General features: G+C 38.3%; 28 protein-coding genes and 1 other RNA gene. 11 read left to right on the forward strand and 18 right to left on the reverse strand.

Annotation, left to right across the window (positions count from 1 at the left end; translation table 11 throughout):
- Positions 1–248 precede the first annotated feature (248 nt).
- On the forward strand, positions 249–1,196 hold the full coding sequence (locus IGJ87_RS10490; protein ID WP_002301279.1) for an aldo/keto reductase: 948 nt from the start codon (positions 249–251) through the stop codon (positions 1,194–1,196).
- Between the two features lie 87 nt (positions 1,197–1,283).
- On the opposite strand, the gene IGJ87_RS10495 is transcribed toward IGJ87_RS10490, so the two are convergent.
- The 7 genes from IGJ87_RS10495 to IGJ87_RS10525 form a co-directional block, all read right to left on the reverse strand.
- Entirely contained in the window at positions 1,284–2,543 is a 1,260-nt protein-coding gene (locus tag IGJ87_RS10495) for a cytochrome P450 (protein ID WP_002301280.1), read from the reverse strand.
- Positions 2,544–2,713: 170 nt separating this feature from the next.
- Complete coding sequence (dtd, locus tag IGJ87_RS10500) at positions 2,714–3,160, reverse strand: D-aminoacyl-tRNA deacylase (RefSeq protein ID WP_002328122.1); 447 nt, start codon at positions 3,158–3,160, stop codon at positions 2,714–2,716.
- A 10-nt stretch (positions 3,161–3,170) separates the two neighbouring features.
- Entirely contained in the window at positions 3,171–5,384 is a 2,214-nt protein-coding gene (locus tag IGJ87_RS10505; protein WP_002289096.1) for a RelA/SpoT family protein, read from the reverse strand.
- Between the two features lie 232 nt (positions 5,385–5,616).
- Complete coding sequence (locus IGJ87_RS10510) at positions 5,617–6,381, reverse strand: 16S rRNA (uracil(1498)-N(3))-methyltransferase (RefSeq protein ID WP_002289095.1); 765 nt, start codon at positions 6,379–6,381, stop codon at positions 5,617–5,619.
- Positions 6,382–7,329: a 50S ribosomal protein L11 methyltransferase gene (gene prmA, locus IGJ87_RS10515; protein WP_002301283.1), complete on the reverse strand. Its 948-nt coding sequence runs from the start codon at positions 7,327–7,329 to the stop codon at positions 6,382–6,384.
- A 12-nt stretch (positions 7,330–7,341) separates the two neighbouring features.
- Positions 7,342–7,830, reverse strand: coding sequence for a DUF3013 family protein (locus IGJ87_RS10520; RefSeq protein WP_002289091.1), 489 nt, complete (start codon positions 7,828–7,830; stop codon positions 7,342–7,344).
- On the reverse strand, positions 7,796–8,467 hold the full coding sequence (locus IGJ87_RS10525) for a DNA-3-methyladenine glycosylase (protein ID WP_002289090.1): 672 nt from the start codon (positions 8,465–8,467) through the stop codon (positions 7,796–7,798). The genes IGJ87_RS10520 and IGJ87_RS10525 overlap by 35 nt, the downstream gene beginning before the upstream one ends.
- Before the next feature lie 137 nt (positions 8,468–8,604).
- Between IGJ87_RS10525 and IGJ87_RS10530 the strand changes: the two genes are divergently transcribed.
- From IGJ87_RS10530 to abc-f, 7 genes are all read left to right on the forward strand, one after another.
- Positions 8,605–9,891 (forward strand): replication-associated recombination protein A, encoded by a 1,287-nt coding sequence (locus IGJ87_RS10530; RefSeq protein ID WP_430609379.1) that lies wholly within the window; start codon positions 8,605–8,607, stop codon positions 9,889–9,891.
- A gap of 71 nt (positions 9,892–9,962) precedes the next feature.
- A non-coding RNA gene (ssrS, locus tag IGJ87_RS10535) (6S RNA) lies at positions 9,963–10,157 on the forward strand.
- 77 nt (positions 10,158–10,234) lie between these two features.
- Complete coding sequence (locus tag IGJ87_RS10540; RefSeq protein ID WP_002293648.1) at positions 10,235–10,519, forward strand: hypothetical protein; 285 nt, start codon at positions 10,235–10,237, stop codon at positions 10,517–10,519.
- Positions 10,520–10,591: 72 nt separating this feature from the next.
- Positions 10,592–11,071: a universal stress protein gene (locus IGJ87_RS10545; protein WP_002293649.1), complete on the forward strand. Its 480-nt coding sequence runs from the start codon at positions 10,592–10,594 to the stop codon at positions 11,069–11,071.
- Positions 11,072–11,293: 222 nt separating this feature from the next.
- Complete coding sequence (locus IGJ87_RS10550; RefSeq protein WP_002293650.1) at positions 11,294–11,437, forward strand: portal protein; 144 nt, start codon at positions 11,294–11,296, stop codon at positions 11,435–11,437.
- A gap of 344 nt (positions 11,438–11,781) precedes the next feature.
- Entirely contained in the window at positions 11,782–11,910 is a 129-nt protein-coding gene (locus tag IGJ87_RS10555; protein ID WP_002293651.1) for a hypothetical protein, read from the forward strand.
- Positions 11,911–12,014: 104 nt separating this feature from the next.
- On the forward strand, positions 12,015–13,598 hold the full coding sequence (abc-f, locus tag IGJ87_RS10560) for a ribosomal protection-like ABC-F family protein (RefSeq protein WP_002286153.1): 1,584 nt from the start codon (positions 12,015–12,017) through the stop codon (positions 13,596–13,598).
- Between the two features lie 436 nt (positions 13,599–14,034).
- Here abc-f and IGJ87_RS10565 read toward each other — a convergent pair whose 3' ends face one another.
- From IGJ87_RS10565 to comGC, 7 genes are all read right to left on the reverse strand, one after another.
- Positions 14,035–15,219 (reverse strand): acetate/propionate family kinase, encoded by a 1,185-nt coding sequence (locus IGJ87_RS10565; protein ID WP_002286171.1) that lies wholly within the window; start codon positions 15,217–15,219, stop codon positions 14,035–14,037.
- Between the two features lie 24 nt (positions 15,220–15,243).
- Positions 15,244–16,251, reverse strand: a complete 1,008-nt coding sequence (locus IGJ87_RS10570; protein WP_002286175.1) for a class I SAM-dependent methyltransferase — start codon at positions 16,249–16,251, stop codon at positions 15,244–15,246.
- A gap of 171 nt (positions 16,252–16,422) precedes the next feature.
- Positions 16,423–16,782, reverse strand: coding sequence for a competence type IV pilus minor pilin ComGG (comGG, locus tag IGJ87_RS10575; protein ID WP_002293655.1), 360 nt, complete (start codon positions 16,780–16,782; stop codon positions 16,423–16,425).
- Complete coding sequence (gene comGF / locus IGJ87_RS10580; protein ID WP_002325315.1) at positions 16,754–17,179, reverse strand: competence type IV pilus minor pilin ComGF; 426 nt, start codon at positions 17,177–17,179, stop codon at positions 16,754–16,756. Before comGF ends, comGG begins: the two co-directional genes overlap by 29 nt.
- A complete protein-coding gene (locus IGJ87_RS10585; RefSeq protein WP_002286177.1) occupies positions 17,142–17,489 on the reverse strand; it encodes a hypothetical protein in 348 nt (115 codons plus the stop codon). Before IGJ87_RS10585 ends, comGF begins: the two co-directional genes overlap by 38 nt.
- Positions 17,461–17,931, reverse strand: coding sequence for a competence type IV pilus minor pilin ComGD (gene comGD / locus IGJ87_RS10590; protein ID WP_002317395.1), 471 nt, complete (start codon positions 17,929–17,931; stop codon positions 17,461–17,463). The genes IGJ87_RS10585 and comGD overlap by 29 nt, the downstream gene beginning before the upstream one ends.
- Entirely contained in the window at positions 17,906–18,136 is a 231-nt protein-coding gene (gene comGC, locus IGJ87_RS10595; protein WP_050426661.1) for a competence type IV pilus major pilin ComGC, read from the reverse strand. Before comGC ends, comGD begins: the two co-directional genes overlap by 26 nt.
- Positions 18,137–18,218: 82 nt before the next feature.
- On the opposite strand from comGC, the gene IGJ87_RS10600 reads away from it, so the two are divergent.
- From IGJ87_RS10600 to IGJ87_RS10610, 3 genes are all read left to right on the forward strand, one after another.
- Positions 18,219–18,659, forward strand: a complete 441-nt coding sequence (locus IGJ87_RS10600; RefSeq protein ID WP_430609387.1) for a hypothetical protein — start codon at positions 18,219–18,221, stop codon at positions 18,657–18,659.
- A 22-nt stretch (positions 18,660–18,681) separates the two neighbouring features.
- Positions 18,682–18,972 carry a DUF5960 family protein gene (locus IGJ87_RS10605; protein WP_096741788.1) on the forward strand — a complete coding sequence of 97 codons (291 nt, stop codon included), beginning with the start codon at positions 18,682–18,684 and terminating at the stop codon, positions 18,970–18,972.
- 227 nt (positions 18,973–19,199) lie between these two features.
- Entirely contained in the window at positions 19,200–20,525 is a 1,326-nt protein-coding gene (locus IGJ87_RS10610) for an O-antigen ligase family protein (protein WP_430609389.1), read from the forward strand.
- Here IGJ87_RS10610 and IGJ87_RS10615 read toward each other — a convergent pair.
- The 4 genes from IGJ87_RS10615 to IGJ87_RS10630 all read right to left on the reverse strand — a co-directional run bounded on the left by IGJ87_RS10615 (position 20,522) and on the right by IGJ87_RS10630 (position 24,212).
- Positions 20,522–21,415, reverse strand: a complete 894-nt coding sequence (locus IGJ87_RS10615) for a GH25 family lysozyme (RefSeq protein ID WP_430609391.1) — start codon at positions 21,413–21,415, stop codon at positions 20,522–20,524. The genes IGJ87_RS10610 and IGJ87_RS10615 overlap by 4 nt on opposite strands.
- Before the next feature lies 1 nt (position 21,416).
- Positions 21,417–21,863 (reverse strand): phage holin family protein, encoded by a 447-nt coding sequence (locus tag IGJ87_RS10620; RefSeq protein ID WP_430609393.1) that lies wholly within the window; start codon positions 21,861–21,863, stop codon positions 21,417–21,419.
- Positions 21,864–22,017: 154 nt separating this feature from the next.
- Positions 22,018–22,806 carry a hypothetical protein gene (locus IGJ87_RS10625; protein WP_430609395.1) on the reverse strand — a complete coding sequence of 263 codons (789 nt, stop codon included), beginning with the start codon at positions 22,804–22,806 and terminating at the stop codon, positions 22,018–22,020.
- Complete coding sequence (locus tag IGJ87_RS10630; protein ID WP_430609397.1) at positions 22,806–24,212, reverse strand: BppU family phage baseplate upper protein; 1,407 nt, start codon at positions 24,210–24,212, stop codon at positions 22,806–22,808. The genes IGJ87_RS10625 and IGJ87_RS10630 overlap by 1 nt, the downstream gene beginning before the upstream one ends.
- Positions 24,213–24,220: the final 8 nt, after the last annotated feature.

Raw genomic sequence — 24,220 nt, forward strand, 5'->3', positions numbered from 1 at the left:
CTTTTCACTCGTCCATCTCCAGAGTGTCTTTAGGCTAATGAAACTTTAGATCATTTTCAGCCTAGATGATCCTCTCTTGTAAAGTTTCAAAAACTTACTCGCTCTTTCATTGACATTCGATATTACTTATAACCTACTAAAAACCAGTCTCAAAGTCAAGAGATATCTGACTATTTCCCCTCACAAAAACGTTTTAGTTCAGCTTTTTGGTATTTTGTTTTAGACTAGACAAAAAGGAGGAATCAGCTATGGCAGAAATAAGAATCGGACATTCACAAGTCTACGCAGAACAGCTTGGATTAGGAGCAAATGCCGTTGGAGGACATAATCTTTTTGACGGTTTGGAAGATGAGACAGGAAAACAAGTAGTTCGTACAGCTTTGAATAGCGGGATCAATTTGATCGATACCGCTTATGCTTACGGAAACGGCCGTTCCGAAGAACTGATTGGCGAGGTACTGAAGGAAAAAGAATATGATCGCTCACGTGTCGTCATCGCTACAAAAGCTGCTCATGTACCAAATAAAGGGCGAACATTTGATAATTCTCCTGAGTTTCTCAAACAATCGGTGGAAGATGCACTAAAACGTCTGCAAACTGATTACATCGACATTTTTTATATCCACTTTCCGGATGAAAGCACACCAAAAAATGAATCAGTTGCTACATTGCATGAATTAAAAGAAGCAGGAAAAATCCGAGCAGTCGGTGTGTCAAACTTCACGTTAGAACAATTGAAAGAAGCGAATGCAGATGGATATGTCGATGTAGTAGAAGATAAATACAGTTTGATCCATCGGCAGGCTGAAAAAGAATTATTCCCTTATCTTGAAAAAAACAAAATCAGTTTTGTTCCCTATTTTCCTCTTGCTTCCGGTTTGCTGACAGGAAAATATGAACTTGGTGAGGAAAAACAATTTGGTGAAGGAGATCATCGAAAAAGAAATCCAGATTTCCAAGGAGAACGTTTCAGAGAAATTTTAACCGCTGTCGATGTACTTCGCCCCATTGCTAAAAGATACCAAGCCACTCCTGCGCAACTTGTTTTAGCTTGGTACATGAAGAATCCACGAGTGTCTGTAGTTATACCTGGAGCTAAGCGTCCAGAGCAAGTATCTGACAATGTCCAAGCTTTAGATTTGCATTTATCCAATGAAGATTATCAAACCATTGATGAAGCATTTCGTGGATTTTGATCAATTGACCTTATCAATTTATAGTAATATGAAAAAAGGAAGATCAGCACTGTTTGATCTTCCTTTTTTCGATAAGTTTATGCTAATCTAATTCTTGTAAAGTAGCGCTCGGCTATTCGGATAAGTCGGAAACTGATTGAATGGAATCGTCCAATCTTGTTCAGGTACAGAGAACTCAAACTTATTTACTAGCTGATCGGAAAACACACGTAGACTATGAAGAGTGATCCATTCTCCTGCACAGCGATGCATTTGTCGAAAATCTCCCCCGCCTTGTGCAATCATCTCATATTCTTCTTTATAGGAAATATCTTTTGCTTTCCCTACATACCGTTTGATCATAAAGGAATCTGGCGCTTCAACTGTTCGTTCATCATGGTCTGTTCCATATAAATCTAAAATAACCCAACTGCCTTCTGGTATACGATAACCATCTACTTCTACTTCTTTCAGCGAAATCGCAGGTAGCATTGGGAAGAAAGGATAATAGCGTCTCATTTCTTGAATAAACGGATCTTGCAACGTCGAAAAGTCATTTTTTAATTGCTGATACAAATCTGGTCTACTGAAAAGTGCATGTCCCATCAATGCCGCCCACACAGTTAGAGCAACCGTTGGACGGATGATGTTCAATAATTCAACAGCTGCCACTTCCAGAGGTAAAAGCTGACCATCTAAATCTGTGGCATTGGCAAAAGCATATAATGCCACATTTTCTTTTCCAGCCACAGGATTTTGTCGAGCTTCTTCAATCAAGCCTTGCGCCCATTTTTCTGATTTTTTGCGATTTTCGACACCTTTTATGTGATCAATCGGAGAAGTAAACGTTCCGCTGATCATAGAGATTTGATATTCTGCTAATTTTTCGACCTCATCTTTAGAAATCGCTGATAAATTGATACCTGCCCACTCGCAAATAGATGTAAAGAAAACCATCTTACTTAAATCAAATAGTTCAAATTGACCATGCTGTGCTTCAAGTGCTTGTGTCAGATTCTTATCTAAGATACGATGATAATCTTCCATTCTTTCCGGTGTCATTAGATCCATAAAAATATTTTTCCGATGGTGATGAGCAGCTCCATCCAAAGTCTGTACTCCACCTTGACCAAAAAGTGTCTTCAATACTAATTTTGGCATAGCACCTTTTCGTTTGAAATTCCTTGGATCATAAAATACTTTTGCTGCTGATGATCCGTAGATCGTGATAGCTTCTTTATTGAAAATCTTTGCTTTGACGACGGGAGCGTCCGCTTCATGGCGTAACTCCTCCAACATGTTGTATCCTTTTTGATACAATTTTTTTAAATCTGTGATTTTGATATCTACTACTGGTACTTCTTTCATCTTCAGCAACCTCCTATAAAAAATAACTTGTATAATTTAAGCTTAACTTTTTTTCCGACTGCTGACAAAAGAAGCGCTTTTTGCAGACAAAAAAGCCACTTAAGTTAGAGTTTTTCAGTCTAACTTAAGCGACGTGTTTCATAGTTTTTACTAGTGAAAACCAGATTACTTTATTTGTTTTTAGAATCAATAATGATCGTTACAGGTCCATCATTGACGAGAGAAACCGACATATCTGCTCCGAATTGTCCGGTAGCGACTGTGATGCCGCGAATTCTGATTCCTTCATTGAATGATTCGTATAAAGGAATAGCTGTTTCTGGTCGTGCGGCTTCCACAAAGCTTGGTCGATTTCCTTTTTTCGTATCCGCAAACAGTGTGAATTGAGAGATACTTAAAATTTGTCCTCCCACATCTTCTACACTAATATTCATTTTTCCTTGTTCATCTTCAAAAATACGCATTTGTGCAATTTTTTTTACCAGATAGTCCACATCTTTTTGCGTATCGGTTTCATGAATGCCTAATAAAACAAGTAGGCCGTAGCCAATTTTTCCAATTTCTTGCTGATCGACTGACACAGCAGCTTTACTTACCCGTTGAACAACTGCTCTCATATCTGTCCTCCTATCCATTCGTCCGGCGTACACTGTAGACATCAGGTACTGCTTTGATTTTATCCACGATACTCTTTAGGTGGGATAAATTCTGGATACCAACCGTCAAATGGATCGTCGCCATTTTATCTTTATTCGTCCGTGCTTCAACGCTGTTGAGATTTTTCGTTAGCGCATTGACTGTTTGAAGTACATCATTCAATAAGCCTGAACGATTATAGCCGTAAATTTCCAAATCTGCATCATACTCTTTTCGTGTATTCGATGTATCTTCCCATTCGACTTCAATCAAACGTTCTGCTACATTTGGTTTGTCAGGCTGAACATTCGGACAATCTCGACGATGAATGGATATCCCTCTGCCTTTAGTGATATAACCAACGATATCATCACCAGGAATCGGATTACAGCAGCGACTGATACGAATTAGTAAGTTTTCTACCCCTTGAATGACAACGCCACCTTCATGACGTACTTTCATTTTGTCAGGTTCTTTTTTCGGCTGATTCATGATTTCTTCTGCTTCTTGCTTTTGCTGCTCGATTTTTTGTTCTTTACGTTCTTTTTCAGTCAGACGATTGGCCATCGTCAAGGGGCTAACTTCTCCATACCCTACAGCTGCATAGAGATCATCTTCTGTTTGATAATTAAAACGATCGAGTGCTTCTTGCAGTTTGTTCTTCGTCAAAATATCTTTAGGCGTAAATCCTAGATCTGTAATACATTTGACCACGGATTCGTGGCCTTTGATCACATTTTCTTCTCGATCTTGGGCTTTGAAGAAACGTTTGATCTTATTTCTTGCTTTGCTAGTAGCAACTAATTTCAACCAGTCGCGACTTGGGCCAAATGAATTTGGAGAAGTCATGATCTCAATGATATCGCCGTTTTTCAATTTGTAATCAAGCTGCACCATTTTGCCATTTACTTTTGCACCAGTGGTTTTGTTACCGATATCTGTATGGATACTGTATGCAAAGTCCAATGGTCCGGATCCTTTTGGTAACTCAGTAACGTCTCCCTTTGGTGTGAAGACGTAGACTTTATCACTAAAGATATCTCCTTTTACGCCTTCCATAAATTCAGAAGCATCATAGCTTTCGTCTTGAAGTTCGAGTATCTCATGGAACCAGCTTAATTGTTTCGTCATACCATCTGGTTCTACTTTTTCATTTTTTCCTTCTTTATAGGCCCAGTGTGCAGCAACCCCGAATTCAGCGATTTCATGCATTTCCTGTGTTCGGATTTGAATTTCTACCGGATTTCCTGCCGGACCGATCACGGTAGTATGCAAAGATTGGTACATATTAGCTTTTGGCATGGCAATATAATCCTTAAATCTGCCGGGCATTGGTTTCCATTTTGTGTGGATTGCTCCTAATACAGCATAACAATCCTTGATTGAATCTACGATCACTCGAATAGCTAGCAAGTCATAAATTTCGTTGAACTGCTTTTTCTGATCTTTCATTTTACGATAGATTGAATAAATGTGTTTTGGCCGTCCATAGATTTCTGCAAAAATCCCCAGCTCTTCTGTTGCTATTCGAATATCTTCAACAGTACCACTTACGTATTTTTCACGTTCTTCTCTCTTCGTCTGCATCAAGTGGACGATACGGTAATACTGTTTTGGATTTAGATAACGAAGTGCTGTATCTTCTAATTCCCATTTGATCCGGCTGATCCCTAGACGATGTGCAAGAGGCGCATAGATTTCTAAAGTTTCCTGAGCGATCCTTCTTTGCTTATCTTCTCGCAGGTGCTTCAACGTACGCATGTTATGTAGTCTATCAGCTAATTTGACCATGATAACTCGTAAATCTTGAGCCATTGCTAGCAGCATCTTTCGGTGGTTTTCTGCTAGCTGCTCTTCGTGGGATTTATATTTTATTTTCCCTAATTTGGTTACGCCGTCCACTAACATAGCAACGTCATCGCCAAATTCTTCTCTCAGATCTTCTAAAGTGATTTCTGTATCTTCAACAACATCATGTAAGAAGCCTGTAGCCACTGTATGGGGATCCATTTTTAAATCTGCTAATATACCTGCGACTTGGATAGGATGAATAATGTAGGGTTCGCCTGATTTTCTAAACTGTCCGTCATGTGCAGCAGTCGCGTATTCGCATGCTTTCTCAACAAATGCTACATGTTCGGGACCCATGTATTGACTAACGAGCTTTATGACACCGGGTCCCGTTAAAATTTCTTCTTTTGTCACAGGAATCGATCCCCCTTTCTTTTTTCGGTAAAACGGGAATCGGGACAAATATCTGTTTGATAATTGTCCCAAAATCCGTGCAGTTATACGTTTTTTTACGGAAATGTTCGCTTTTTAAAAGCTTTTTCAAACGATTTTTCGTATCCATTGTATAAATAATTGTTTCTATTATACAAATTGTTGACTATTTTTTCAATTCTTTCCGTCGATACTCTTTTATTAATGAAGAACGTTAGCTGAAAGAAGGATTCATTAATTCCCATTGATAGCTAGCAGCACTTAATAAATAAAGAGGTGCTGTTTCTGTACGAAGGATTCTTGGTCCTAATCCACAAAGTATCCCTTTGTGTTCTACAAAATAATCGACTTCATCGCGGGATAATCCACCTTCTGGTCCAAAGACAGCTAAGATTCGACTATCTGGTTTTGTTTCACTAAGAATTTTGGCTGCATTTGATTTTTCGCCTTGCTTTGCTGATTCCTCATAAGCAACCAAGACCACGTCATAATCATCTAGCCGCTCAAATAAATCTTGTTTCGTTTCCAATAACTCTACTGATGGCACGATCTGCCGATGGGATTGTTCCGCTGCCTCTTGAGCAATCTTTTCAAGCCGTTGTTGTCGTTTCATACGTTTTTTTGCATCCCATTTAACGACAGAGGCTGATGCCGGGAAACCAAGAAAAGCTTGCGCTCCTAATTCAGTGGATTTCTGAACGATCCAATCCAGCTTTTCCCCTTTAGGATAGCCACTCGCTATGGTAATCGAACTTGGCAGTTCCTTTTGATTTTCTTCTTTTTTAATTTCTTTCAGATAAACAGCCTCTTCAGTAATCTCCGTGATTTCTGCAACAATGGCTATTTGATCATTGAATGCCAAAAAAACTTCATCCTCGGGTTCCATCCTCATAACCCGTACAATGTGGTGATAGTTTTCCCCTTCTAAAACAAAATAGTCTTTTGATTCATATGATTCTTTTAAAAAATACCGCTGCATCTATTCCACCTCTGGTTTTTTCAAAATAATTGCATACCAGTCTTTTTGCTGGAAAATTTGATCCACGATAAACCCTTGTTCTAACATGGCATCCAGAACTATTTGCTTCTTCTCTTCAATGATTCCTGAAACGATCAGCGTGCCTGTTTGCTTCAGTAAACGCCAAGCATCTGGGATCATCAATAAGATGATATCTGCTAAAATGTTCGCAACGATTACATCACTTTCAATCTCGATTCCTGTCAAAAGATCGTTAGCTGATACATGGACATCTTTGGCTATTTCATTCATATCCATATTTTCTTTCGCCGAACGAACGGCTACTTCGTCTAAATCAAAGGCATAGACATCTTTTGCACCAAGATATTTTGCTGCAATACTTAGCACGCCCGACCCAGTTCCCACATCTAGCAATGTTTCACCACCACGCAAGACTGTTTCTAGTGCTGTCAATGTCAAGGAAGTCGTGGGATGAGTGCCTGTGCCAAATGCCATACCAGGATCTAGTGTGATAATTTTTTCTAGAGGATCTTCTGTCTGGTAGTTTTCCCAGCTTGGCGCAACCGTCAGCATTCGCGTAATACGCACCGGATGATAGTATTTCTTCCAGGCTGTTGCCCAGTTGCTTTCCTCTACTTCACTAACTGTTACTTTATTTTTTCCAATAGCTAGACCAAACTCAGGTAATTGTGTGATACGATCTTTGATAAAAGGCAAGATTTCCGGTAAGAAAGTCGTTTCCGGAAAATAAGCCATGACTAGTGCGCCTTCTTTCAGCGATGTAAAATCATTTTTATCTAAAATCTCACCATATTGATCCGACTGAAAATGTTCAACATCTAAAGAATCTTCAATCGCGACACCACTCGCCCCTGCCTCCATCAAAATATTAGCAACTGCTTCGACTGCTTCACTTTCAGTTTCTACTTTTACTTCATTCCATTTCATATCTGTCACTCCTTAATAACTTGGGTACGGTAAATAAGTATCTGCTTCATTTTGCTGTTTTACTTCTACTAATTCTGCTAGTTGCTGATTATCCCAGTGAAGCTCGAATACAGCTTCGTCATCGTCTTCATCCAAAAAATCAAGCAAATCGCTTTGCCCTTGAGCTAATACTTCATTTAGATATTCCACTAAAGAATCAGCTACTGATTTTGCCAACCCTTTTTTTCCTTCATAAGGGATTACTGCTAGATAATTGCGTTCATCAAAAACAGATTTCTGAGGATTAAAAAGAAGTACGCCGTCTTCAAATTCGATAATTGGTTCTTGCGAAACGATCCCTTCTGCATCATCAATCTCAAATTGTGCTTTATTTTCTGCAAACAAGCGAACAACGATCTCGATCGTATGATTTTTTGTATCCCAATCTAAAGCTACATCATAGTCTGTCACTTGTTTTTCAATTATTTCATCTAAATATGTTAATAGATCCTTCTTTTTCATTTTCTTTCCTCCAACCCCAATCTTTCTCGATTTGGTTTTTTCTTTGTAAAGAGATATAAGGATTTCCCGACACAACAAAACGCAACGGCTTTTCTGTCCATACACCTTTGTTTGGGATACCGATTCTAGGCAAAGCATTGATCTTTTTTGGTGTCTTTTTTTTCTCAAAAACTAAGCGTAACGAACTATCTGCTATAGACTGACCATAAAGTTCTTGAGGAATTGCTAATGCTTCCACTAATTTTCCCGGACCGTTGCTGATATCTGGACCAGTTTTTCCGCCACGATTTTTACTCATTTGATCAATCATTGCGGCGGGTTCGATTGCACGTATCATTACTCCTTGAGGAATCCCTTCTGGCTGAGTAATGATGTTCAAAATCCGATGAGTATGCATCGTGTAAAGGTAGATCGTACCTGGTTTTTCATACATTGCCCGCACACGCGGTGTTCTTCTTAAACCATAGCTATGGGCGGCCTCGTCTTCTGGACCTAGGTATGCTTCCGCGTCTACAATATATCCAGCTAATCTTCCTTCTGGTGTGTCATGCTCCAAATACATCCCCAATAAATCCCGTGCCACTTCTGGCGTCGTTTTATTCCAAAAAAATTCATCTATCTTTTGTTTATCCGTCATTTTTCTCACCTACTTTATCATACACAATATTAGTTGGATAAGCTATGAAAACAAAACAACAGAAGGCTGTTCTTTCTAGGCATCTTGCTAAATATGATATAATTAAGGGACGTAAAAACAAGAAGGAGGAAAATCCTATGCAACAGCCATTGGCTTATCGCATGAGACCTCGAACGATCGATGAAGTCGTTGGTCAGCAGCATCTAGTCGGGGAAGGAAAAATCATACGCCGCATGGTCGATGCTCGCATGCTCTCTTCCATGATTCTATATGGACCTCCTGGTACTGGAAAAACGAGTATCGCAAGTGCGATCGCCGGCTCTACTAATTATGCATTTCGCATGCTAAACGCCGCTATAGATTCAAAAAAGGATCTACAAGTTGTAGCGGAAGAAGCAAAAATGAGTGGTACAGTGATCCTCTTATTGGATGAAGTACACCGATTAGATAAAACAAAACAGGATTTTCTGCTTCCTCATTTAGAAAGTGGCCGAATCATCTTGATCGGAGCGACTACTGAGAATCCTTATATTACCATCAATCCAGCGATCCGCAGCCGTACACAGATCTTTGAAGTCAAACCATTAACAGAACAAGACATCCAGTTGGCAGTCGAACATGCTTTAAGGGATAAAGAACGCGGCCTTGGACAACAAGCAATCCAGTTAGACGAAGATGCTCTTCTTCACCTTTCGCGTGCAACGAACGGCGATTTGCGGAGTGCATTGAATGGGCTGGAACTGGCTACACTATCGACTCCTTCAGATAAAGAAGGAAGGATTCATCTTACACTGTCGATCATTGAAGAATGTGTCCAAAGAAAAGCTCTTACCCATGACAAAAATGGAGATGCTCATTATGACGTTATTTCGGCTTTTCAAAAATCGATTCGTGGAAGTGATGTGGATGCTGCACTTCATTATCTCGCCCGTTTAGTTGAGGCAGGTGATCTGGCAAGTATTTGCCGGCGTCTGATGGTTATCGGTTATGAAGATATAGGTTTAGGTAATCCTGCTGCTGCGGCTCGTACAGTGAACGCTGTATTAGCTGCTGAAAAATTGGGATTGCCTGAGGCACGTATCCCACTAGCAGACGTCGTCGTCGATCTTTGCTTGTCGCCAAAATCCAATTCTGCCTACATGGCATTAGATGCAGCACTTGCTGATATTCGAGAGGGCAAAGCTGGAGATGTTCCTGATCATTTGAGAGATAGCCATTACAAAGGTGCGAAATCACTCAACCGTGGCGTGGGTTATCAGTATCCTCATCATTTTGATCAGGCTTGGGTCAATCAGCAATATTTACCAGATAAACTGAAGAATGCTCAGTATTATCAGCCAAAAGATACAGGGAAATATGAACAGGCTCTGGGTCAACAGTATTACCGTATAAAAGAGTGGAAAAAGCATCCTCCAAAAAACTAGACAAGAAAACGGTTCTGTTTCTGCGAGCTCTCTCATTGCTCTTTTTAAATTCATATGCTACTATAGAGGTGGGAAATCTGTGATGTTCGAATTGTCCTCTTTGTGTGTTGACCGAACATTTTTATTGATATCTTGGGACCCGTCTTGTGTCACTGCTGGTAACATGCCTTATCATTTGGTAGTTCGAAGCTACGACCATGGGACCCACCTGCTTGAATTCGCGGGATCAATACTACAGGACAAACAACGGCATTAACGGAGATTACCATCTTTTAAAGAATAAAGCAATTTGCTCTTGGCAAATTGCTTTTTCTATTTGTTGCTTATTTTGGAGGATTTGTTCATGATTAGGATTTTAATGATTATCGCCACTTTAGTATTATTATTCGTTAGCTATTATTTATTTAATAAACAGGATATCTTTTTTGTATTGATCAACAAAAATGATAAAAATCAAGGATTCCTACAATTTTACGGAGCTGCATATGCTGTTTTAGGCGTAATGGGTATTTTAACAGCTTTTTTCAATCAACGCTTTATTGCCTTGGTCTTTTTACTGATCGTAATTATTGTTTCTGCCACCTTCAGTATCCGATTTGCAAAAAAAATTGCTGAACCAAAGCAGTAAATAATTCTCTTTTTCCCTAAAGTGTTCTACAATAAAAGAGTACAATACGATTGACTTGAGGAGTGAATGCTTATGTTACAACAATACAAAAAAATCATGGTTGCCGTAGATGGTTCTGATGAAGCTGAATTAGCTTTTAAAAAGGCGGTCAATGTAGCTATCCGAAATAACGGAGAACTTCTATTAGCACATGTCATTGACACACGTTCTTTCCAAACCGTTTCATCCTTTGATGGAATGCTTGCAGAACAAGCTACTGAAATGGCAAAGCAAACATTGGCAGATTATGAAAGCAATGCGAAGAAAGCTGGCTTGAATAATGTAACCTCTGTCGTAGAATATGGCTCACCAAAACAAATTATTGCCAGAGAAATCCCAGAAGATAATCAAGTAGATTTGATTATGTTAGGAGCCACAGGATTGAATGCTGTAGAACGTTTATTTATTGGTTCTGTTTCTGAATATGTTATTAGAAACGCAGCTTGCGATGTGCTTGTTGTCCGAACTGATTTAGAAAACCAATTGCCAGCTAAAGACCACACCAAAGCTTAACACGTAGACGACCTGCCAACTATCGGCAGGTTTTTTTGCACAAAAAACCGTGATAAAAACAAAAGACGCGGCAAGCACTCATCGGTCTTTATAATGTTTAAAATAAAGGGAAAACAGTCAATGAGTTCAAGTAAAATAAAAAAAAGTGAACACCAGGGCGATTAGTCGCCCTGGTGTGGTTTAAAACGACCTAAGCATGCCAAAGCTTATTGGTTCGTCAATGTGGAAGTTTCCGATGAATCTGATACGAAAAAATATGAAGTATCGATGGCGGATACCGATTTTATCGCCAAACTAAAATTTTATTTCGGGTTCGGGTACCGCGAGAAGGCAAGTGCTACATTCGGTAAATCATTCAAGAATTGATGAAAGGCTACCGCTTGCCATTGCAACCACAACGATACTCCTGAACGCGATGTTGGTGAGATTTCCAAAGAGAAGAGCAGTTTAATGCAACGGTATTAAGCAAATGGCAAAAGGAAGTCATGTAGACAAAGTTTTTTATCAAACACCATATGATTTCGCCTGAACGCTGGTTTAGCTCAGAATACAATGATGTGGTCCACGAGACATTACCCTCAGTCAGATAAAAAAAGCTCTCTGACAGAATTACACATCGATAAATATTAAGTAAATGTCAGCGCTAGTTGAACTTTCTGACACTTTCAGGTACACTGGAAAAGACAACTACACGAAGGAGGGAAAATACTATGATGCGCATGACTAAAATAACAAGTAATGAAAATTACCAACGATACCATATCGCATTTAGCCATGCAATTGGTTTTACAGTTGCTGTTGACGGGACAAGTTTGTCCAAAACAGTTGAATTCACGTAAAATCAATGGCCATCTCAAGGTATTTTTCTCATGATAATCTGAGTTTAAATAACACAGGCCATGGATAACCATGGCCTTTTTGAGTGGTCTCAAGGAGAGAGATCATGATCATACAAGCAATTTCTATTAAAAAAACAATCGGCGGGAATCCATTATTTGAGGATTTATCCTGTCAAATTGAAGCTGGTGAAAAAATTGCCTTAGTCGGTATCAACGGAACTGGCAAATCAACCTTTTTACAAATCTTGACCGGCAGAGAAGGTGTCGACAGCGGTGTTATCAGTCGCAAAAAAGGCTTAAAGATCGGGACGGTCGAACAAGAACTTACAGTTTCCGAAGCGACCGTCAACCACTACTTGCTCCATTCTGCCGCTGAGATACAGGACCTCAAACAGCAAATGAGTCGCTACGAAGCATTGATGACAGAACCAGATACAAACTTAGAGAAGTGTCTGGCCCGTTACGGTGAGCTGCAGCATCGCTTTGAAGAACTAGGCGGTTACGTATTAGAAGACCGGATTGCAGCGATCTTGCAAGGCTTAGGGATTCCACACCGTCAGGAAGCACGGTTAACAGAACTTAGCGGAGGCGAACGAGTTAAAGTCGCTTTAGCCAAAATTTTAGCAGCCGATGCCGATTTACTTTTACTCGATGAACCGACCAATCATTTAGATCTTAACAGTATTCGCTGGTTGGAAAACTATTTACAGAATACAAAAAAATCGGTTCTGGTCGTTTCTCATGATCGGCAATTTCTCGATCAAGTCACCACAAAAACATGGGAACTGGAAGAAGGTGCATTGATTGAGTATCCCGGAAACTACAGCCGTTTTCGAGTCTTGAAAGAAGCTCGCTTGGCTGAGCTGACAAAAAATTACGAACTGCAGCAAAAAGAAGTCCAGCGGTTGAAAGTCATGATTCGTCGTTTTCGTCAGTGGGCACATGAAGGAGACAATGAGTCCTTCTTCAAAAAAGCCAAAGAACTGGAACGCCGCCTGGCGAAACTGACACTCGTCAAACCGCCACCTCCCCCGAAAAATCGGCTGCAAAGCTTGTCTAATGGTGGAAAATCTGGCAAAGAAGTTTTCATCATTCAAAACTTGCACCAGCAGTACGCTGATCAAGTACTATTCAAAGACAGCAGTTTTGCAGTCTATCGTGGAGATCATTTAGCCATCATCGGCGACAATGGTGCAGGAAAATCAACCTTACTCAAATTATTACTCGGTGAGGAAAAGCCTTACGGTGGCACCATCAAATTAGGTAGTAGCTTGCAAATCGGTTATTTGCCGCAGCAGCTGCAGTTTGCCGATCCCGATAGCCGTTTGCTGGCTTACGCCATCACATTGACTGGAAACGAAGAAGTCGCTCGACGGCAATTAGCCAAAAGTGGCTTTTATCAAAGCGATGTGGGTAAACGGATCAAAGATTTATCCGGTGGTGAAAAAATCCGTTTGGCGTTGCTGAAACTCTTTTTAGAAAAAATCAACGTCCTGATTTTGGATGAACCAACCAATCACCTCGACAGCTATGCTCGAGAAGAAATTGAAGAAATGCTGCAAGACTATCAAGGAACGCTCCTAGCAGTCAGCCATGACCGCTACTTTTTGCAGCAACACTTCCAAGAAGCACTCGTTATTGATCAGGAGCAGATCAGCCGCCAGCCGCTCGGCCAACTGATTGACTAGGACGTTTTTTCGCAACAAAAAACTTGATTTTCATACCTGTGCTTTCACGATTCAGGCAAAGTACAGGTGGAAAATCAAGTTTTTATTATTCGATCAATGAATGTTTCGGATCGGTTTTCTAGCTAAACATAAAGCGAAGAATAAAGTCGACAGCCCACGAGGCTGATCTAAAAATGTTTTTTCTTTTTACATATGTAATGTCCCTTATAAAGATGAATGAAAATAAAATATTGGGATTTTCCTGAAAATCAATAAATAAAATGCCAGTCTTTTCCCTTTTGACCACTTTTCCAAGCAAAATTCCCTAAGAAGATCCTGTAAAAAAGAAGGGAAATTGAAGTTAAATTACCATTTTGCGGTCTTCTCCGCAAAAAAAACACATGCAAGAATTCCCTCTTGCATGCGTTTCATCTTTTATCCTAACGAATGCTTTGGCTTAGCCGCGCAGACGCTCCACATCACGGGCAATCATTAGTTCCTCATCTGTTGGGATCACTAATACTCTTACTTTTGATTCTTTTGTAGAGATATCTACTTCTTCACCACGCAATTCATTCAACGCTGGATCGATTTCACAACCAAACCAAGACATACCTTTGATGATTTCACTACGTACATGTCCGTCATTCTCGCCGATACCAGCAGTAAAGACAATTGCATCAACACCATTCATCGTTGTCACATAACCGCCGATGTATTTTCGGATGCGGTCCACGAAAATGTCATAAGCTAAACGAATATGTTCTTTTTCATAGTTCTTTTCAAGATCACGCATATCACTAGACAATCCTGTTAGGCCTAGCAGACCAGATTTCTTGTTCAAAACATTGATCATTTCATCAATATCAATCTCTAATTTTTCCATTAAATATGGGAGAACAGCTGGATCGATATCACCTGAACGTGTACCCATTGTCACCCCAGCTAATGGTGTGAATCCCATAGAAGTATCCATGGATTTACCTCCATCGACTGCTGTGATCGATACACCATTTCCTAAGTGGCAAGTGATGATTTTTAGTTCTTCGATCGGTTTGTTCAATAATTTTGCCGCACGTTCCGACACATAACGATGACTTGTGCCATGGAAGCCATATTTTCTTACTTTGAAATCTTCATAATAAGACACCGGTAAGCTATATAAATAATTTTGCTTTGGCATTGTTGAGTGGAAAGATGTATCGAATACAGCCACACTCAAAATGTCAGGTAAAATCTTTTTAAACGCTTTGATCCCCATTAAGTTTGCAGGATTATGCAAAGGAGCAAATTCTGCTAATTCAGCAATGCGGTCCATTACTTTCTCATCGATCACTACTGAATCCCCATAAGTTTCTCCTCCGTGAACAACACGGTGCCCTACTCCGGTGATTTCATCATAAGAGCTTAAAATTTGCAGTTCAATCAACTGATCTAACAGCATTTTTACTGCTACTTCGTGGTTTTCGATATCCATGATTTGTTCGAATTTTTGATTATCGCCGTACTTGATGGTAAAAATAGAATCTTGTAAACCGATACGTTCGACGATCCCTTTCGCAACTACGGTTTCTTCTGGCATTTGATATAATTGCCATTTCAAACTTGAACTCCCAGCATTGATTGCAATTGTTTTAGACATATGACTCTCCTTCTCGTTGAATGATTACAGAGCAGATGATTTCCAGTTTTTAAACTCGTTGAAAAATTCCGTCACCTTCTCTGGTTCTTTTAATGAAGCAAGTTTCACAAGCAAGACTTCTTTTACTTGTTGTGCTTGTGGTCCTTTTTTCTGTAAGATCAAAATACTTTTTTGCGATTGTTTATTACGGAACAATTCATCTGGCAATTGAATCATTCCTTGAAGATAACCTTCTTCTTTAAACCATTTTTTGATTTCTTCACTTTGATCCGTTTCTAAAAATCCACTCGGCATCAAAAACAAACCAAAACCATCCGGCTTCACATATTTCATTGATTGCTCTAGCAATAAATGATGTGCATAACTATGGCCTTCTTCGGTACTTGTTAAAAACTCTTTTGCTTTTTCGTCATTCGGATAATAACCGATTGGCAAATCGCTGATTGCAAAATCGACAGGATCTATTAATAATTCCTGCAACCCGTCTTGATGAAAGTATTGAACATTTGCTTGTGTCAAATCACTTGTAGAAGCTGCGACAGCCAACAATGTATCATCAATATCCACACCAATTCCTTCTGTTTGGTACCCCGCATTCGATAGGTTTAAAAGAACTGTTAATAACAAGTTGCCCATTCCTGCCGCAATATCCAGAATCTTAACCGGTGCTTTTTTATTTGTGTATAGTTGTTCAATAAGAAAAACAAATAAAAAACCGATACTATCAGGAGTGAGTTGATGGTTCGCCTGCAAATGTTCTGTCTGGCTGCCCTTCAATAAAAGTAATTGAGACAGTCTGCGCCATTCTTCTGGCTCGAAAGAAAGTTTCTTCAACTCTTCATAAAGAGCTGTGATCCGTTGCGTTGTCTCTTTTGTCGGCACTCCATCCACCACACGTACTTGATAATCATCTATTAAATTTTCTGCATTTTCGACATAGGCTTCTAAAAAGGAAGTTCCCAATGCATTCTGTAAAAGCTGAATAGCTTCCAGGTTTTGATTAAACCCTTGTTCCATTTTTTCTGGTAACATGGTGCACCTCATTTCTAGATATATTATAACAATTTTTTCACCTGTTTAATTCTATCGAACAATTGACAAAATTTCAATCGTTTTCACTGTTTTTTATTTGTGAAACGGCAAACATTTTTTTATTAAAAACAGTGTTATAACAGAAAAGAGGGCGTTTTCACGAACATTCCATCATTCTGTACTAGTATCTGTATCATTTTTTACTTCTTCTGTGAACCGAAAGATAAACGGTGAGACTTCCACCTCTAAGAATAGGGACTGTTGTACCCACTGATATGTTACAGATCCAGTTGTGTAGTAAAAAACTCCTTCCGAACTTTCGGCAAGCGTAGACTGTTCCGATAAAGCCATCTGCTTCATTATTTTTGCTATATAATAATTTTTGATTCGTATATTAAGATCCATTGACAAACGGTAGCTTTCTAATGCTGCCATCAATAAAAACGTACATAAAAGAAATAAAAGCAAGACAGAAAATAAAATAGAGCCCTTATAACATTTTCTACTGATCGTTTTTTGTCCATATGGCATATCCATCTTCTCCATTTTCAAAGTGTACATAAAAAGAAATTGTGTGTTCTTTTTCCAATAATTGAAGCTCAGTGATACTTGTTAACATAGGTTGATGTCCGCCGGAAGTTCTTCTTTTACGTATCATTGCCTGATATCTTTCGATGATATACTGTTTATCCTCGATCGTGTAGTGCAGTTGCTGATTTTTCACAGAGACATTGTGACTGCTCTTGAGTTCTTCTTCTAATTGTGCTAAAAATATTAGCCACTCTTTTTGATCTTTACGCTGCAAAAATTCACTTACTTGGATGGTTTGCTGAATCAAAAGATTGAATGTGAGCAATAGACTGCTCAATATCATCAGTCCAATTAGACATTCAATCAGCGTAAATGCTGGAATTACTTGTTTTTTCAATACTGATCGCTTCTTTCTCCATATTGACAAACACTTTTTCGATTACTCCATTATTATCGACAATTTGGATATCGTATGGGATCATTTCTTCCCTTCGCTCTGGTCTTTTGTGATACATCCGCTGCGTCTTGATATCTTCATAAATCATTCGAATAAATAGCAGTTCCTCCCCACTTTTCTTTTCTGCCTGAAGCAAAAACAGCTGGCCAAAGCTCACTAAGTAGACACAGACAGAAGCGATCATAAGCGCTGTAAGGGACTCCAACAAAACAAATCCTGTTTTATTCAATTCTTTTTGTATAGCGACCACTCCCTATCTGGAATTGATACGTAATCGTCCGCTCTTTTTCTTCCCAATAAAATTGATAAGCTTTTAGTGAACTTTCATTCCCGGTTCTAGCAGCAAAAGTAATAGAAGCATGGCGTTTCAAGGTAATCTCATCAGGAATATCTAATACTTCCCAATTTATTTTATCTGGATTCGGAACATGAAAAATGATTTGATTCTCTTCACTATTCCAATAAAAGCCTGTTTGGATCTGATTCACAATAGCGATTTTTTGCGTAGAATAGATTCGTTTTTCAAATTGGCCGAAAAATTGATAGACTGCCAATTCATTCTTCCATGCAGAAAATGCGAGAACTGGAAAAGAAAGGATCGTTGTAAGTAATAAAATCAGTAAGAGTGATTCAAACAACGTATATCCTGATGCTAAAACCTTACCTTCAAGGCCGCTGATAGATTTCTGCATGTTCTCGTTTGATATAGCCTTCATTCAACAATTCCTCCACAGTAGGAACTCTTCCATTATTTTGAAGCGCATAGAGCTCTTTTTGTGTGTCTACCAACTGGATGATCGCTTCACGACTTTCTTGGTCTACATGATTCCTATAACGCGACAAATTAGGGACGAACAACAACACTAATACACTGATGATCAGTAAGACGATTAGCATTTCAATGAAATATAGTTAATATACTTATATCATCTCGATATGTTTTTCTGATACAATAAAAGAAAAATAAAAGAGGGATTATATGAAAAAGTTAGCAGTTGGTTTGTTATTATCAATTCTATTCTTGGGCGCTTGCGGTAGTACTTCTTCAACAGAGGATTCAAGAAGCTATAGCGAATCAAATTCAGAGGTCAAAGATACAAGTGACGAAGAAAAATCTGAAGCTTCAATTATCGTTGAAAAGGTTTTGAAAGAACACTATATGATCGATAATTTTGAAGTTAACTTCACCGACGATTCGTTTAAAGTATATCGAATGCCTGATGATAAAAATACCGAAACAGGCGAAGAATATAAGAATGTTTATAGCGCAATAGGTAACTTCACATATCAGGATAAAATTTATAATTTTGACATGGTTTACTCATTTACAGATAAAGATAGCTACAAAGTATTATATTTCAACACACCGTTGGACGAATCAAAAAATACAATCGACACACCACTTGAGAGCGATCAATAGTTTTGCCTAAGGAGTGATCAACATGCAAATACCGCTAGCAGATAAACGGACGTATGCACTAGAAAGATACTACTACGAGTTCATTCAACGAATGGGACCAGCGCACTTTCTTTATGAGCAATTCGTACAAACTATGGAGAATTTCGGGAAACCTTACTTTACCGTTCCCTCAAGCTACAGTGGCTATCCAGAGGAAATAGCGTTTGTCTTCAAAATCGAAGGCGAAAACTATATTTTTGATCATGTTCGGACACAAGACAAAATATTGCGTAAGTATGATCCAAGCATTAATTATAAGCCCGGTGGAAATTAGAGCAACAAAAAAAGCCCTCCTACTCGATTGAGTAAGAGGGTTTTTGATTACTTAAATGTGCCCCACGCTGCTTTTCCAACCGGCCGAACAGGGATATAACGTTTGTCCTTTGTGTAGATCCACGTATATCCTTCTGATACTTTCAAAAAAATCTGTAAAGTGCTCTTTTTTTTGATATAATGAAGAACGAATAATGCATATTTAAATGAATAGTTAGGGTGATTAAAATGTACTTTTTAGTTTTTTTATTACATGGATTGATTTTTAATATACCATCATTGCTCCCCATTACTTTTGCAGTGAGTGCTATGTTCTTCTTTATTACTTACAAAAAGATGAAGAAACATGTTTCAAAAATGAGTAGTAGATTTCTAATACTTATGTGTTACGCACTTCCTTTTTCATGGCGAAATTTATTTGGAGGTGATTATGGTTCCTTACCAATTTCATGGTTTTATCTCTTTGGTTTTATGTTTATAATTAGCTTATTCTTTTCAAAACATGATTGGAACTTCTCGAAAAGATTATTTCCTATTTTTATTACTGCCTTTCTATCTTTGATTTACTCATTTTTACCTTTAGTAATATCAAACTGGTCCTACAGATCACAGGCTGTAAGTCAATTTATCGTAATATTATTTAATTTTATAATGGTTATAGGGGCTTTATTCAGAAATAGATCATTAACGGAATTAAATCTGACCACTTTTAAAAAAGTTTTCATCTTAGGTGGCTACTATACTGCTTTAATGCTGATTATACAGTTTGTTTTATATAGATACGTTGGTTTTGAATTTGGTAAAATAGATTTTCTATTGAACAGAGAACTTTTCTATTATCTATTTTCTGATGTTTCTCACGGAACATTATACCTTGCGCTTACTATATTCTGCGCATTCGATTTCTTAAAAACATTACACGGTAAGGAAAAAAATAAGTATATATTTTTCATGCTGGTTTCTTTGATTGGTTGTGCTGTTACTTCTGCTAGAACAGGTTTATATGTACTATTTGTATTTCTCTTCCTGTATATTTTAATAAAACAGAAAGGCTTTGTTCGTAAGTTTGTTTCTGTTATAGCGTTTATAATTCTGATAACCGTGGCTTTTAAACTATTAATGATAGTACGACCTCAAACAGACTTGTCACAGGCTCTATCAAGTTCTGGACGAACAAATGGTTATCTCGCAGCGCTTCAACTATTATTTGAACATCCGTTTGTTGGCTATGGGTTTTCAAGAGATTATATATCAAGTTTGTTAGGGTTTGAAATACCTCACTTATCTATTCTGCAATATGCTGTTCACGGCGGAATTTTATATTCATTCTTGCTCTATCTGAACCAACTACTCATTTACTCTTACGCAGCTAAAAATAAAAGCATTTTTGCATGGCTAATTGCCATTATTGTAGTTGGTACTTGCCTAGTTCCCGACATGTTTGCAACTCGCTTTTTAACAATTATTACTATGGTTGCATTGATGGAACCCTCTCATAATCTTGAGCGGGTTCCATTTTTTTGCCACAAATTTTTCCAAATTAGTAATACTTAACAAACTGATCCATACGCATCAATTTTACCGATAGCGATATATCCTTTTTTGAAATTATCACCTCTTGGCTGTACAGCCCAAATATACCCACCTGAGATTACCACATCATCAAATTTGATTTTTGTTCCGGCAGATAGAGTTGCAATGATTCCTGCTCCAGTACTTGCGGATTTCCGTAACTTAACAGCGGTGTTCAATTTTAAAGTTTTCATCTTGATTTTCCCCCCTGTCGGTTTCAATGGTGTCACTGGCTTACTTGGTGTTGGCGCATCCGCTTTAGTTCCGAAAAAATAAGCTAAATCTTTCCTAACAATCCTATTTAAGTCAAGCGGCCCGTTATAGCCACTCAGTTTACCGTTGCTAGTGTACTGATGGATATCATAGTTAGAAGTAGCTGTCGGATTCGAACCATTATACTGGCCATTGTTTGAACCGTATGTGGGAATCCAGATACCATCAAATTTTGAAGTATCTAAATTAAAGCTTGCATACAAATGATTAGCGATATATGCTCCCACTTTTTTAGCTCCTAGAGATTTCAATTTTTCTCGGTACTTTTCAATCCCAGTTCTCATATCGCTCATTGACTTTTCTTCTACGTCAAGCCACCAGAACGTTGGACTATACGCTTTCGCACGATTGTAGAAATCTGTCGCCTCTTTCTCCATATCCGAATTAGAAACTCCTCGAATCCAAGCATATACCGCTACTGGAACACCACGTTTTTGAAATTCTGTAATGTGAGTCTTATAGTGCTTGTCGATATACCGTGATCCATACTGTATGCGAACAATTACACCGTCAACAGCACTGGCCAACTTATCATAGTTGATAGAGTTTGGCGTCTGCCATTCACTAATATCTAGAATAACTGGTTTTGGAATACTCATTTTAATCATCCTTTCGCTCAGTGAACTCCTGCCCATCGCCATAATCCTTCTCTGAACTTTTGCTATTAACATTTGGATTAGTATTTGTATCCTGTAACTTTGACAGTCTTTCTTTGACCCAATTTGGAATTGGCACACCTAATTGACCTAAGTTTTCCGTGATTGAAATTCCATAAACCGCGATATAGAAAAAGACGAATGCGGTCGCAAACGTCTCAAGACTCATAATCTTTAAATACGGGTAAGCAATAATTACTAAGCAGACAACTAACATGTGTTTAACGATTCCTAACAACCCTTTTGTGCTATTTGCCTCTTTCACAAAAATCCCTTTACACAGACCTGTAACAATATCACCTACTACTACCCATAAGAACAACTGGACATATCCATTTGTCAGCAACCCTCGAAATTCATTCAGTAACACTCCATTGTCAATAATCACCATATATACCACCTTTTCTATAATTTAAGCATAATTCTTTCATTCTAATTCCCCCCAAATGAACATAAGCCACCTACTTTCCTAAAATAAAAAGCACACTCGTTTGAGTATGCTTTTCGTCTTTTCTACATCCATCGATTTAACAAGCTGAAAAGTTTTAATATACCTGTAAAATCCGTAAATTAAACCAATAATTAGTTGGCATGTCAGCGAGCTTTACATTCGAACCATCAGCAGCCTTAAATTTTATAAATAAATTTGCTTTACTCACCGTACCAGTTACCGCTTTAATCGCACTAGAATACTCCTGACCGTCAAAAACTATCGGAGTACCAAAATAGTTAAACGGTTTGTCGAATGTAAGCTGCAAAGTATCAGAATTAAGAACAGTCAAGGAACCACTGTTATAACACTTAGATGTATCAATCTCCCAAGTATCTCCCGTCTTTTTGAAAGCATAAATCCGCTCGTCTGGCAAAGTCGTACAAGTGTCTGAGTAGACAATGATCTTTAAATTGCGAATGGCAAAAATACCTACATCAGTAGTAAAAAGACCACACATGACTTTAAAATCCTTATCATCAGTCGTGATATTAAACGTCTCATCAAACTGCACCCATTCACCAGTGGCGTATGTTGTATTGTTCGTGTTATCCAATGCGCCTCCAGAATATTTATCTAGCGCCAATTTGGGTAAAACGCCAGAATATGATATAACCTCGCAAATGACACGGATTTTATCTCTTTTTTTAAGATTAAAAACAGGGAAATTAATAGCGCCAAACACTCCTGCGGCAGAATTAATTTTAATCGTTGGTCCATTGGTATTGCCTTTGTCAAACAAGTATTGATTTGAGCTCGGCTCTCCACTGGTCTCCACTAAAGTTGGTAGAAGCTTTTTTAAAAAGATAGCATTATCAATTAAAAAATGATTGGTCTTTAACATTACTTCTCACCTCCAAAAAAATCTGTACCAATAAACTTAATACCTAAATCTTTAATACGACTGAGATCTTTTGTGGCATTGATGATGTAGCCATACAGATATATCCCCTTTTCGTTGGCGTAGTCAATAAAAGATTGAGGGACAGCAGTCAATCCAGCAGAAAATGCAGCGCCACAAATTTCAATTCCGTTCGTTGCGCAAAAATCAATGTCTGCAGTGTTGGCCACTCCCCAACTTGGTATCAAGCATCTAATTAAATTTGGCGCATAGCTTTTAACAATTTGATAATTCCACTTATTTACTAAAATGACACATTGACTTTGTAACCCGTATAAATAAATTTTATCCAAAGCTTCGTGAATCAGATCTTCCGTCGATAAAGCTACTTCCGGAAAAATAATCAAATTATATTTTTTGGCAACTGACAGATAATCATCCAAAGTCGCTATTTTGGTATTTGGATAGGCATCATAACCAGCTGCTTTAGTCAATTTAACGGTGCTTACATAGTCCCAGGTTAGCTCCCGTGGATTCCCAGTGCCGTCTGTTTTGGTATCTAAAGTTTCATCGTGATAGCAAAAAATCACACCATCGCTCGTATTTGTTAAATCCGTTTCGATGCCTGCCATACCTTGAAAATAGGCCAGTTCAAAAGCTTTTTTGGAGCTTTCTGGTGCAAACCCACTACATCCACGATGGCCGATCAAGACGTTATTATCTCCAAAAAACAAACGACTTTTAACTAGATTGTTCTGTCGATCGGTATTGTTTAATCTATCCGCCAGTGATGGATAAGTAGTGTCTCCAGATTTTCGTGAGTCAATTAATTCAGTTAATACCAGCCCGCCCGGATCTACAGATTCAATAATTTCTCTGTTCTGGTTAATAAAATTTTTCCATAAATCCGATTCTGTATCCATGAAATCTTCCCAAGTTAATTTGCCTGATTCGATATAATCATTAAACAAGCGATACAATTCTTTAAATGTAAACCAATAATTAGAATCTTTAAATGGTTGTGTGTAAATAGATTTCTCGACGGTGTAAAAGAATGAACGAGTGCTGAACTGTTCTGCCCAAGAACCATTTGTTAGTTCTTTTCTGAAGCTGAAGTAAGCTTCATTTCGTCCTACCATCTGCATCGCATTCGCTGATAATGTGTATTTCAATGTTCCTTTAGTGTCGTCATATGCGGTTACAGGTTCTTCTGATACTCCTTGTCCAGTAACTTCTCTTGCCATAATACAGAAAAATGGTTTTAAACCTGCGAAATTTTTAATTGTTCCATTTTCTAGCACAGTCACCTCAAATAACTGTGTTTCATCATCAGCTTGTCGTACTTTAACTTCACCAACTAAATTTGCTTCTGTTGTTGATAGCATTAATTTGTGTGTGATTGTAGCCAAATTCATCA

It is taken from the genome of Enterococcus sp. DIV1411a (assembly GCF_050531945.1).
In the GTDB taxonomy this organism is placed as follows: domain Bacteria; phylum Bacillota; class Bacilli; order Lactobacillales; family Enterococcaceae; genus Enterococcus_B; species Enterococcus_B faecium.

Excerpts from the sequence above, each read along its gene's own strand:
- IGJ87_RS10490 (WP_002301279.1), top strand. The coding sequence starts at position 249 with ATGGCAGAAATAAGAATCGGACATTCACAAGTCTACGCAGAACAGCTT.
- IGJ87_RS10495 (WP_002301280.1), bottom strand. The coding sequence starts at position 2,543 with ATGAAAGAAGTACCAGTAGTAGATATCAAAATCACAGATTTAAAAAAA.
- dtd (WP_002328122.1), bottom strand. The coding sequence starts at position 3,160 with ATGAGAGCAGTTGTTCAACGGGTAAGTAAAGCTGCTGTGTCAGTCGAT.
- IGJ87_RS10510 (WP_002289095.1), bottom strand. The coding sequence starts at position 6,381 with ATGCAGCGGTATTTTTTAAAAGAATCATATGAATCAAAAGACTATTTT.
- prmA (WP_002301283.1), bottom strand. The coding sequence starts at position 7,329 with ATGAAATGGAATGAAGTAAAAGTAGAAACTGAAAGTGAAGCAGTCGAA.
- IGJ87_RS10520 (WP_002289091.1), bottom strand. The coding sequence starts at position 7,830 with ATGAAAAAGAAGGATCTATTAACATATTTAGATGAAATAATTGAAAAA.
- IGJ87_RS10525 (WP_002289090.1), bottom strand. The coding sequence starts at position 8,467 with ATGACGGATAAACAAAAGATAGATGAATTTTTTTGGAATAAAACGACG.
- IGJ87_RS10530 (WP_430609379.1), top strand. The coding sequence starts at position 8,605 with ATGCAACAGCCATTGGCTTATCGCATGAGACCTCGAACGATCGATGAA.
- IGJ87_RS10540 (WP_002293648.1), top strand. The coding sequence starts at position 10,235 with ATGATTAGGATTTTAATGATTATCGCCACTTTAGTATTATTATTCGTT.
- IGJ87_RS10545 (WP_002293649.1), top strand. The coding sequence starts at position 10,592 with ATGTTACAACAATACAAAAAAATCATGGTTGCCGTAGATGGTTCTGAT.
- IGJ87_RS10555 (WP_002293651.1), top strand. The coding sequence starts at position 11,782 with ATGATGCGCATGACTAAAATAACAAGTAATGAAAATTACCAACGATAC.
- abc-f (WP_002286153.1), top strand. The coding sequence starts at position 12,015 with ATGATCATACAAGCAATTTCTATTAAAAAAACAATCGGCGGGAATCCA.
- IGJ87_RS10565 (WP_002286171.1), bottom strand. The coding sequence starts at position 15,219 with ATGTCTAAAACAATTGCAATCAATGCTGGGAGTTCAAGTTTGAAATGG.
- IGJ87_RS10570 (WP_002286175.1), bottom strand. The coding sequence starts at position 16,251 with ATGTTACCAGAAAAAATGGAACAAGGGTTTAATCAAAACCTGGAAGCT.
- comGG (WP_002293655.1), bottom strand. The coding sequence starts at position 16,782 with ATGCCATATGGACAAAAAACGATCAGTAGAAAATGTTATAAGGGCTCT.
- comGD (WP_002317395.1), bottom strand. The coding sequence starts at position 17,931 with ATGCAGAAATCTATCAGCGGCCTTGAAGGTAAGGTTTTAGCATCAGGA.
- comGC (WP_050426661.1), bottom strand. The coding sequence starts at position 18,136 with ATGCTAATCGTCTTACTGATCATCAGTGTATTAGTGTTGTTGTTCGTC.
- IGJ87_RS10600 (WP_430609387.1), top strand. The coding sequence starts at position 18,219 with ATGAAAAAGTTAGCAGTTGGTTTGTTATTATCAATTCTATTCTTGGGC.
- IGJ87_RS10605 (WP_096741788.1), top strand. The coding sequence starts at position 18,682 with ATGCAAATACCGCTAGCAGATAAACGGACGTATGCACTAGAAAGATAC.
- IGJ87_RS10610 (WP_430609389.1), top strand. The coding sequence starts at position 19,200 with ATGTACTTTTTAGTTTTTTTATTACATGGATTGATTTTTAATATACCA.
- IGJ87_RS10615 (WP_430609391.1), bottom strand. The coding sequence starts at position 21,415 with ATGAGTATTCCAAAACCAGTTATTCTAGATATTAGTGAATGGCAGACG.
- IGJ87_RS10620 (WP_430609393.1), bottom strand. The coding sequence starts at position 21,863 with ATGGTGATTATTGACAATGGAGTGTTACTGAATGAATTTCGAGGGTTG.
- IGJ87_RS10625 (WP_430609395.1), bottom strand. The coding sequence starts at position 22,806 with ATGTTAAAGACCAATCATTTTTTAATTGATAATGCTATCTTTTTAAAA.